Source organism: Thermodesulfobacteriota bacterium, assembly GCA_035559815.1.
In the GTDB taxonomy this organism is placed as follows: domain Bacteria; phylum Desulfobacterota_D; class UBA1144; order Nemesobacterales; family CSP1-2; genus DATMAT01.
This window is the reverse complement of record DATMAT010000071.1, coordinates 16,214-27,219: the sequence shown is the minus strand read 5'-3', so window position 1 is coordinate 27,219 and position 11,006 is coordinate 16,214. Positions and strand designations below refer to the sequence as shown.

Here is an 11,006-nt window from a genome sequence, read left to right as displayed (position 1 = left end):
CACTCCGGGGATACTGGTTGTTACCGGAAGTTTATGCAGGGAAGAGATTTGTTAATGGGATAATGGTAGAAGAAGTAAAAGTAAAGCAAAAAAGGAAGGCCGCCTGAATGATTTTTACACACCTATTGAAAAAACCCCTCTAAAAGCCTTGTTTTACGGGGATGGATTTCTTGATACCTGATTATTTTGGACAGCAGTGATTGAACCTATAAAATGTTCACTATCGCTTTCTACAATAGAGTCATTCCAGAATTCTTCTACATTTTCTCGATCCCATGAATATGGTCTCTGAAATCGGGGAATTTTGTAATAACCACTTTCAAATACGGCCTTTAGATCTTTGTCTATACATGTAATTTTCATCTTTGTTGTTTATTATACATATTGAGAGTTTATAAAATTATAAGGGTATTAAAAGCGGTAATCAAAATGAGGGGAATATTAAGTTTCTTATTTAGATAATTTCTCCCCGCTTAGCGTAAACTCTTCCAGGCCAGTGCTGGTCTCAATATCTAAAAACACCAGCCATACTATTTCAAAGATGAAAATCTCTAAGCCCGAAGTTTCTTGGACAAACTTTCGATATCAAACGTGACGGAGGTATCTCGTCCGAGAACTTTGGAAGCCCTGAATATTTCCAGTGCAATAACATTTCCCCTCTTATCGAGGTCTACTACAACCTTTCCTTGTAAATCAAGGCTCTTTTCATAGCCTTTTTCCTTAAAAATTATTTCTAGCGTATCCGATTCGGTATCATAAGATATTCTCATTTAAATGCTCTCCTACTCTTAATTTTCTATTATATCCATTTTATAAGCTGAATACACCCTACGGCTCTCTTTTCTTTCTTCATATACAATTATAAGCAACATCTTTCTTTTAAGCTTTTTATCATAGTAAACCTTCTTTGCAACATAGTTATGTTCATCCACCGATTCTACATTTTCTGGACTCTCAGCGAGCTTTCTTATCTCCCCTATAGGAAGCTTTCTTCTTTTTACCTGATTTCTAACCTTCTCTACTATCATGACCTTTTTCATAGTGGTTTGATGCTCTAATTATAGATTATTAGCACTTTCACTACTCCCCCTTCAGCCTCAATCCCTTGGGCACAAGCACCAGTTCCAACAAATCAAACAATCCCTGTACCAGGAGGGCGAGGACGGCGGCGGGGATGGCGCCTTCGAGGATTAGCCGGATATTATCGAGGCGGATCCCGGTTAGTATAGGTTGGCCGTAGCCGCCCGCGCCGATAAGGGCTCCCAGTGTTGCCGTGCCGACGTTAATCACCGCAGAGGTTTTGATACCGGAAAGTATTGAACGAGAAGCCATGGGTAATTCTACAAGTCTTAAACGCGCCCAAGATGATAAACCCAATGCTTCCGCCGATTCTCTAATATGTGATGGAATGTCTTGTAATCCGGAGTAGGTGTTTCTCACGATGGGAAGCAGGCTATACAAGAAAAGGGCAAGAATGGCCGGCGCTGAGCCGATGCCCAGAAGCGGAATCATGAACACAAGGAGAGCTAATGATGGAATGGTTTGAATTATCCCTACAATGCCGAGGATTATCTTGCCCACTTTTTCATTCTTAAACGCCCAGATTCCCAAGGGTATAGAAATCAAAATTGCTGCAGAAAGCGACACGGCAACGAGAAAAAGATGCTGGAGAGTATTATGAGTTAATCTATTAAGAAACGTGCTTTCAAGGGGTTCTGTATCAATGGATAGATTCACCTTCAGAAAATCTGATGCAACGACGCCCTCCGGTACCCGGTCAATCTTAGCCTCCGCATTCATCCGAATCATGGCTTCCTCGGAGATTTTCCCCTCTAATGCGGAAATGGCTTTTATCACCTCCGGAGCTCTTTCTTTCAGGTCTGAACGATAAAGAAGCACAGCGTTATACTCCGGGAAATGGTTTAAGTCATCCTTCAGCACATATAAATCGTAGTAGCGAATCTCGGCATCGGTCGAATATAAATCGGTTACATCGATGCTCTCGCTTTCCAGTCCCCGGTAGGCAAGGTCGTGGTCGAGTCCTCTAACATTTTTTTGCGGGAGGTTATAGGCTCTCTGGAGGCTCGGCCAGCCGTCGCCGCGCTCCATGAACTCATTGGTGAACCCAAACCTGAGCTGGGGGTATTTTCTTAGGTCGGAGATTTTAGTTATGGCTAGTTTCTCGGCGGCCTCTTTCTTCATCCCGACGGCGTAGGTGTCGTTAAACCCTAATGGACTGCTCATAAGAATTCCCTTATCGGCTAGCACTTCTTTGAGCGTCCCTTCATTCTTTATATTGCTTCCCGCCAAAATTTCTTGAGTGATCGTTCCGGTATATTCGGGATATATATCAACATCTCCATTTAAAAGCGCGCTCCATAAAACCCGGGTGCCGCCCAATTGCCTTAGATGCTCTGCCTCAACGCCTTCGCTACGAATGAGTTGTGTAACTATTTCCCCCAGAATGACCGATTCGGTGAAGGTCTTGGAGCCGACTTTTAGGGGAGGTGTTGGTTTTGATGAATTATTGCAATTCAGGTTAACCAGGACTAACAGAATTAAAATTAGACTAATTAAAGTTTTCATCTTGAAATACGCTATAAACAATGAGATTGCCACGCCACCAAAGGTGGCTCGGAATGACAAGTTGGACGGTCATTGCCAGTATAAACTCCGTCAAAGGGGTTAGGATGGGGGATTCAATACAATCAGAACTATAGAGTTGAAATAATGCCAGAGACATTGTATTAGGGTTTAATACCCCCTCTTCAATTCTCCCCCACAAGGGGGAGAAGGTGTATAGGCTGTACCGTGTGGGTTATCAATCTAATTTATCTCCGAAAGTATTGAATCACCCGGTGCATGATACACGAATCACGATGTATGATGCACGATTCATGATTCATGGTTAAAGAAGCTTTTCTATCCTTTATCCTGCATCGTTCGACTGGGCTCACGACGAAGTCTTCTATCCTAAGTCCTATTTTTTTAATTCGTGTTTATTCGTGTCGATTAGTGGCTGAGTAATTATCTTGTATTGACTTCAATGGGCTTCGCTGTGCCTTGATGAAACGGGTGACAAATGGGTCGGCCGGCGTTTGAACGAGGTCCAGTAACGTTCCTTCCTGCACGATGTTCCCGTCTCTGAGTAGAACTATGGTATCACCGAAGAAACCGGCTTCGTTGATGTCATGGGTCACCATTACTACGGTTTTTCCAAGCGCTTGGAATATCTCTCTGAGGTCGGTCTGCAGCTCAAAACGGATAAGGGGGTCGAGCGCGCCGAGTGGCTCATCGAGCAAAAGGATATCCGGGTCGAGCATCAGCGCCCGCATCAGGCTAACCCGCTGTCTTTGACCTCCGGAGATTTGAACCGGATAACGGCCAAGGGCATCGGCAGGAAACTTTGTTAGTTCGGAGAGTTCTAACACCCGCCTTTGAATACGCTCTTTATTCCAGCCGAGGTAGTTAGCCATCAAAGAAACATTCTCATAAGCAGTGAGATGGGGGAACAGCCCTCCGTCCTGTATCACATAGCCTATCTTTTGCCTTAAGGAAGACACATTACTCGAGTTGAGCATCTCACCTTCCATATAGATGTTGCCCCTGTCCGGGTTGATTAATCCAATCATGAGTCGTATCAATGTAGATTTGCCACAACCGCTTGGACCTATGAGTACAGTCGTCTTACCGGGTTGGATTGTTAAATCAACTGAATGGACAGCCTTCGTTAAACCGTATGCCTTGGAGACGTTTTCCAGTCTTATCATGGGGGGTTGGGGTTTTTTATTTACAATATACCAATTTGCTATTTATGTATAGCTTCGGCTCTTATGCCAAGTCGATCCAATTAGGCTGAAAAAATTATTCGTAGGGACAGGCCATGGCAGGTCTCTATAGAGGAAAAAGCAGATAGGCTTGCTTGGTCAAATGAATAAACCAGTAGCAAGCATGGGGGCATCTTAAAATCCCCTTCCCTCGACCTGAGGGATACAGCCGGTCCCCGTTTTTAACCCCCTTTGTGTTTTCCTCCTTACCAAGGGGGGAATTAAAGAGGGGTTCCTTCGTCTTGTCCGTCATGAAGGCTTTTGATTGCATCAGGAGAACCCGGTTAATCAATCTCTCATTTTGGGCAAGTTTGACCGGGGGACATGCGTCAATTAAATACCCCTTGATATGCTCTGACACTATGCCGAGATGATTAAAACTGCTCGATACCTAGCTTATCACGTGCACAATAATTATTTGAATCCCGGTCCCAGTTTTTCTCTTAATCTAGACACTTTTTCCTCATCGACCGCTCTTACTTCGACTATTCCGCCGCTTTCAAGGGCAGGGCACCCCTTGGCGATAAGAGTGGCTTCATCAAGGTCCTTAGCCCGGATCAGGAAGTATCCGCCTATATCCTGCTTTGATTCTATGAACGGCCCGTCGGTTATATTGTTTGCTGTAACTCGTCTGCCATTTGCACCTAGAGGCCGGGAGTTGACCAGATGTCCGTTTTGAATGAGACCATAAATCCAGGCAGCAAACTTTGCCGCTTGTTTTTGATATTCTTCAGGGGAGACGCCTGTATGGCACTCACCTTTAATTAAAAATACAAATTCTCTCATCGGATGTTACCTCCTTGCTTCGTTTATTTTCAGGTTTTCAACTCCATAGGCAAAAGAGGGGCAGGGCTCTTCGCTTTTACAGTAATTTTTTAACCAAGCATCGGTCCTGCCGACAATTTACTTTACCTATCCTGGGCGAACACAAGGTTCGCCCCTACAAATTCCATATGGGTTTATCCTACATCTCCATACATATACATAACGAATGATATTTTGAAAAAGGGACAATCTGTGAAAAATTTTTTAGAACGAATTTGCCAAGCTGTACCTATCGGCCAGGTCTAGTTTTTGCTCACATAATTTGATTCTTTTCTGATAAAAAGACTGTTCTGCTTTAACGGTAGAGAGTTCCAGGGCTTTCTGATAATTCTTGAGCGCTTCTTTATTGTTGCCTGACTGCAAATTCATGTCTCCTAGGGCCGAGTAGAAAAGATGATAAGATTCAAGCGTCTTAAGATCGTTAATCTTATTTATCTCATCGATCCCCGCTTTTGGCCCGTGAACCTTGGATACGGCAATAGCCCGGTTAAGGGCGATTATCGGTGAACGGTTCAATTTCGAATAGGCGTTATAAAGAGAGAGTATTTGCTTCCAATCGGTGGATTCATAGCTTTCGGCAATGGAGTGGCAAGCCGATATGGCTGCCTGAAGATGGTACTCCGTAACTACTTCGCTACCCACAGACTTCTGGAGATGAAATAGGCCTTCGCTAATCATCTCCCTGTCCCAAAGCGAGCGGTCTTGTTCTTTCAGAACCAACAAATTTCCGTCCCTGTCCAATCTTGCCGGAAATCTGGATGCATTGAGGAGCATAAGCGCTAATAAAGCGTGGCATTGAGGTGACTCTGTTGCCGGATTCTCTACCAGTAATTTGGCTAGCTGAATAGCTTCGCTACATAAATCCGGGCGAATGGGTTCATCTCCGGATGACGGAGAATAGCCTTCATTAAATAGCAGGTATAAAACCTTTAGGACCGATTCTAAGCGGTTTGCTAGTTCTTTACCTGCCGGCACTTCATAAGGAATTTTAAGCTCGCTTACCTTCTTTCTTGCCCTGGTCAGTCTCTTGGCGATTGTGGCTTCTTTGGATAAAAAAGCCCTGGCGATTTCGCTTATGCTGAACCCGCATAATATTTTCAGGGTGAGGGCGATTTGCGATTTCTCCGGGATACCGGGATGACAGCAGGTAAAAATCATCCTCAGTTGGTCATCTTTTAATTCCTCGTCGCTGATGAAATTCGGCATGCCGGATTCACTATTATCTAATAGTTCTTCCTTAGATTGTAAAAATTTTTCGCGTCTCAAAAGGTCAATCGCTCTATTCCGGGCAACCTGCCATAACCAGCCGGCCGGGTTTTCCGGTAGGCCTTTATCTGACCAAACCCCATGTGCTTTAGTGAAGGCGTCCTGTACTACGTCCTCGGCCATTCGAAGGCGATTCAAGCCGAAAAGCCTGGTAAAACGGGATACCATTTTTCCGGACTGGTTCCTGAAGAGATTATCAAGGATTTCGTTTATTTCTGATTCACTATGCGGAGAGCCCATCTCCTCCATAGCTTACAACGGAGGGAAAAATAGGGCAACGGATGGACATGATGCATTCTCAAAGGTTTTTTCATACATAAAAATTCATCCTTCGATTAGACTCAGAGCCTGTCCTGAGTCGATCCCCGATAAATCGGGGAAGGAATGAGCGGATTTGCATCCGCTATCAAAGCTTTAAGAATAGAAAAAAACCGTTCGGCCTGAGCCCGGTCCCCCGGCTAGACCGGGGGAAGGGTGAGCACCTTATTGTATCATGTAGCATAAATCCTGTATCTTGTATCCCTTCCTTTCACGCGTCTAGCGAAATGTACGCTACAACTACTACGGCTAGCTTTGCAGCCGAATAATCCCTACCATCCCTCAGTCCCCGGCTCCCCCTTGAAAGGACCTACTATATCTTTGGTGATCCAGCCGCCGTAAAAGCTCCCCGCTTGCGGTTTTACCAGCTCATCATCCAGGTAGCAGGCATCCATTTTTTGGGGATAGAATGCCACATAGTCTTTGATTGCTTCGTACCCGGGAGCGGGCTGGGGATAAAACCATGCGGCGTTCTCGGCTCGTTTGTCTCCTACAACGACCGTGTAATAATTGGCAACGCCCTTCCACTCGCAGAGTGTTCTTCTGGCGGTTTTTACGAGGCATTCCATTCTAATATCTTTTGGTGGTATGTAGTAAACAGGTGGGCTGCTCGTCTCAAGCACCCTCTTTGCTTCTTTTGTCTCGGCAATAACTCTATTGTTGAAAATCACCTTGACGTGCCTATTAGAATCCTCTACCCGAGGGGGTCTAGGGTAATCCCATACCGATTCCTGCCCCGGCCCGGGGTCAATACGTTTTGGTTTCATAATGGTTAATTAGCCACGAATAAACACGAATTTACACGGATAGGTATTCGGTTGTCGAGTAAACGTGTTATCGCGTTAACGAGTTAACACGTAAACCCGTTAACAAGCAAACAATTATAATCTTTATTCGTGTTAATTAGTGTCGATTCGTGGCTTAAGAGTTTTACCTTACCGAAAGGTACTGCACGCTGAATTTGTTTTCCCGGTCGGTCCAGACTTGTTCGACCCGGTAGGACGGGGAAACCATCTCTTCAAATTCTTCTAGGGCGTATTTGTATGAATACTCGGTCAAGATGCTTTCCTCTTTTCTGAAGAAAATCCTCGAACCGTCGAGATGAACATACTGGTTTTTCAGGCTTATGAGGTGCATCTCGATTCTTCCCTCGTCGCTGTTATAAAACGCATGATGTCTCCACAGGCTCAAATCAAAATTGCTTCCCAGCTCACGATTAATTCTCTCCAAGATGTTCAGGTTGAATGCGGCGGTGACACCCCTCTTATCGTTATAGGCGGCCTCCAATGCTTTCTTGTCCTTTTTAAGGTCAACGCCGATCAAAAGTCCGCTTCCCCGTCCGGAGCGTTGAGCAATCCGGTTGAGAAATCGGGCGGCATATTCTTTGGTGAAATTTCCTATAGTCGAGCCGGAGTAGTATACAACCTTTCGAGAATGGGGGAAGTTGAAGGCGGGCAAAGAAAACGGTTGGGTATAATCGGCATAGACTGGAACTACTTTAAGTCCGGGATAATCCTTGGCCAGTAAAGCCGCCGATTTCATCAGGTGCTTGGCAGAAATATCGATCGGTACGTATCCGGCAGGCTCTTTCAGGTGGTCGAGTATTAACCTTATCTTTGTACTGCTTCCGCTTCCCAATTCTATCAAAAGACACTTCCTGCCCAGGACGGACGATATCTCATCGATATATTCATTCATGATCGCCATCTCTGTCCGGGTTAGGTAGTACTCTTCCAGCTCGCAAATCTCATCGAAGAGAGCCGAGCCTCTCTCGTCGTAAAAGAGCTTACAGGGAAGCTCCTTCTGGGGTTTACTAAGCCCTTCTAGCACCTCGGCTAGAAGATAGTTTTCTTCGACCCGGAATCTTTGAACGGCCATTAGATTTTCACGCATCTTGAGCCAGCCTTATTCCCATGAACTGCCAGCGTGCGCTGGGCGGGAAGAAATTCCGGTACGTTTTTCTGATGTGAGACCTGGAAGTGGCACAAGACCCTCCGCGGAGCACCATCTGATTTGACATGAACTTTCCGTTGTATTCCCCCAGGGCGCCGGGAAGTGTTTTGAATCCAGGATAGGGAATGTATGGACTCTGGGTCCACTCCCACACGTCTCCAAACATCTGCGATAGTCCGTTTCTAACTGATTCTTTCTCTAGGGCTACCGGATGATATCTTACATCATCAGCGAAATTCCCTTCTATCGGTACATTGGATGCAGCAATTTCCCATTCGGATTCGGTGGGCAGCCTTTTCCCGGCCCAGCGGGCATAAGCATCGGCTTCATAGTAGCTGATGTGACATACCGGCTCCTTCGGATTTACCTCACGCATACCGGATAGGGTGAAATTCCACCAGCGGCTATCGACCTTCTCCCAATAAAGGGGCGCTTTCCAGCCGTTTGCTTCAACCGTGCACCAGCCGTCGGATAGCCAGAGCTCCGGCCTTTCATATCCTCCGTCTTCCATGAATTCTAAATACTCGCCGTTAGTGACCAGTCGGGACGCTATCTGGAATGGGTTCACAAACTCCTTATGGCTTGGACATTCGTTGTCATAAGCAAACCCATTCCCATCATGGCCTATGGAATAGATCCCTTCAGGAAACGGAATCCAGTTCATTTCGGCCATCGAGTTTGAATTTTTAGCAGGGTTCTTCTTGTTATAGGCAGGGCGAAGAGGATTCACCGAAAACACGTGCTTGATGTCCGTTACCATGAGTTCCTGGTGTTGTTGCTCATGGTGAAGACCGATCTCGATGACCGAGGCGACCTTTTCCATTTGCGCTTCTTCGGCCCGCTCCAGGAACCCGGTCATGTGCTCGTCTACGTAGTGCCGATAGCTGTATACCTCCGCTACCGTGGGCCTGGACAGAAGCCCGCGCTGAGGACGGGCATGCCTTTCTCCGACCTGAACGTAGTAAGAATTAAATAGGTAGTTGTACTGAGGATGTAAGGATTTATACTCCGGGTTCACCTTGGCTAATACAAAGGCCTCGAAAAACCAGCTCGTGTGAGCAAGATGCCACTTGGTCGGGCTCACGTCGGGCATGGACTGAATGACGTAATCTTCGGTGGCTAGTGGCTTGCAAAATTGTTCGCTTAACCGGCGAATTTTCTTGTAATCCCGGAGAAGGGAAATATTCATCGGCTCCTGCTTCTTTTCTCGGGCTTTCCCGCTAGTGATTATTTTTGAGGACATTTGGCAACTCCTGGTTTTTTTATTTATACGGGGCTTTTTTCTAAACGGTTTAGTATCTTAAGGGTATTTAATACAAATATTCACTGACTCTATTCAAAGAGCCTTTCAAATAGAGTATAGCAATTATACGAAAATATATCAAAAAAGGTTTTATAAAATTACGAATCTTTGGCCCGCCTTAGCTTGCAATAACAGCACTTCTCTTTTTAAGTAGGGATATGTGTTGATCGAAACTAAATTGCCCCTTTTGACTTTAGTGGATTAAGGAGACAACCGTTCGACACCCCCTGGTTAATCCGGAATGAGCTGATATATAACCGCTGTAAAAACGTTAAAAATTAAACCCGTTCGTCCTGAGTTCCATCGAAGGGCGAACACCTTACATTTTAAATTCATGCTTCGACCCTTCGACGATGTGGAGGGCTCAGCATGAGCGGATGCATACATCCGCTGGTAAAGAGGAATAAAAAACACTCATCCTGTGCGAAGCCTGTCCTTGTGGAAGGAGGTCGAAGAAGGAACTGAATCCTAAATCTATGATTAGAAGCAACGAATAGCATTGAGCTTGACAAGTTAAGAGAAGTTATATAATTTAGGCTCACCTAACTTTAATATTAGGAAGCAGTAATTATTATGGGTAGTTTGGTTTCAGGCCGAAATAGGGGGCCGAGAAACGAAAAAAACACTAACCGCCACCTTAACAACTTAAAAAGGAGATGGAGGAAACAACATGAGATCGTACGTTCTATCGAAGTCGAATTGCTTTATATGGCTGGCTCCAGCCCTGTTTGGCTTAATTAGTTTCCAAGAGGCCGGAGCCGTGGGTGGAATTTCTAACTCTAAAGTAATTGTTCCGAGCGCCGAGACTGTAGAGAAAGGGCGTTTTGAGGTGGAGCCATTTTTCTCCCTTGTCTTTGTAGACGACTCCGACGATTCGGTTAGGTTTGAGGGAGGAGGCCGATTTACTATAGGAGCACTGGAGAATATGGAGGTCGGTGCAAACTTCGGTTATCTGACCGTCAATGACTCAAACGTAATTAGAAGGGACACTGATTTTGGAGACATCGAAGCTGGTCTTAAATACAGGTTCCTTGACCAGACAGAAAGTTTTCCCTTTTCCTTGGCATATCAGGGCGGGATTACTTTTCCGACAAGCGGTGGGGATTCAGAGTGGGTATTTGAGCTGGGCGGCCTGATATTGACCAAAGATTTTACCGATAAGTTCTCCATGGATTCCGATTTCGTTTTTGCCCTAATCGAGGATGATGCCTGGAGTTTGGTGACGGAAGCGGGGTTTGGGTATTTCGTCACATCTTGGTTTCAGCCGGTTATCGAGGCTGCATATTCTCTTGAAAGCCCCCAGGATGAGGAGAACGTTCACGTTTTTAACGTGACAGCGGGCTTCACCGCACCGGTGACCGATTATCTGACCATCATTTTTGGGGTTACAACAGACGTCCATACCGAGAACACGGACGAGCAGGTGGTTTTATCAGCCGCCTTTACGTTCCTTTTTTGACCGGTGATGTCTGCCGATTGACAGATTTCGTTTTTTTATCTACAATTTAGGTTAG

General features: G+C 45.4%; 10 protein-coding genes. 1 reads left to right on the top strand and 9 read right to left on the bottom strand.

Annotated features, from left to right (window positions below):
- Positions 1–551 precede the first annotated feature (551 nt).
- The 9 genes from VNN20_16595 to egtB all read right to left on the bottom strand — a co-directional run bounded on the left by VNN20_16595 (position 552) and on the right by egtB (position 9,432).
- Complete coding sequence (locus VNN20_16595; protein ID HWP93810.1) at positions 552–770, bottom strand: DUF2283 domain-containing protein; 219 nt, start codon at positions 768–770, stop codon at positions 552–554.
- 18 nt (positions 771–788) lie between these two features.
- A complete protein-coding gene (locus VNN20_16590) occupies positions 789–1,028 on the bottom strand; it encodes a hypothetical protein (protein ID HWP93809.1) in 240 nt (79 codons plus the stop codon).
- A gap of 52 nt (positions 1,029–1,080) precedes the next feature.
- Positions 1,081–2,586: a glycine betaine ABC transporter substrate-binding protein gene (locus VNN20_16585; GenBank protein ID HWP93808.1), complete on the bottom strand. Its 1,506-nt coding sequence runs from the start codon at positions 2,584–2,586 to the stop codon at positions 1,081–1,083.
- Positions 2,587–2,999: 413 nt separating this feature from the next.
- Entirely contained in the window at positions 3,000–3,770 is a 771-nt protein-coding gene (locus VNN20_16580) for an ABC transporter ATP-binding protein (protein ID HWP93807.1), read from the bottom strand.
- A gap of 471 nt (positions 3,771–4,241) precedes the next feature.
- A complete protein-coding gene (locus VNN20_16575) occupies positions 4,242–4,613 on the bottom strand; it encodes a YciI family protein (protein HWP93806.1) in 372 nt (123 codons plus the stop codon).
- A 243-nt stretch (positions 4,614–4,856) separates the two neighbouring features.
- Positions 4,857–6,158 carry a sigma-70 family RNA polymerase sigma factor gene (locus VNN20_16570; GenBank protein ID HWP93805.1) on the bottom strand — a complete coding sequence of 434 codons (1,302 nt, stop codon included), beginning with the start codon at positions 6,156–6,158 and terminating at the stop codon, positions 4,857–4,859.
- 350 nt (positions 6,159–6,508) lie between these two features.
- Entirely contained in the window at positions 6,509–7,003 is a 495-nt protein-coding gene (locus VNN20_16565; GenBank protein HWP93804.1) for a DUF427 domain-containing protein, read from the bottom strand.
- Positions 7,004–7,166: 163 nt separating this feature from the next.
- Positions 7,167–8,129 (bottom strand): L-histidine N(alpha)-methyltransferase, encoded by a 963-nt coding sequence (egtD, locus tag VNN20_16560; protein HWP93803.1) that lies wholly within the window; start codon positions 8,127–8,129, stop codon positions 7,167–7,169.
- On the bottom strand, positions 8,122–9,432 hold the full coding sequence (gene egtB, locus VNN20_16555; protein HWP93802.1) for an ergothioneine biosynthesis protein EgtB: 1,311 nt from the start codon (positions 9,430–9,432) through the stop codon (positions 8,122–8,124). Before egtB ends, egtD begins: the two co-directional genes overlap by 8 nt.
- Before the next feature lie 730 nt (positions 9,433–10,162).
- Between egtB and VNN20_16550 the strand changes: the two genes are divergently transcribed.
- Entirely contained in the window at positions 10,163–10,951 is a 789-nt protein-coding gene (locus tag VNN20_16550) for a DUF5777 family beta-barrel protein (GenBank protein HWP93801.1), read from the top strand.
- Positions 10,952–11,006: the final 55 nt, after the last annotated feature.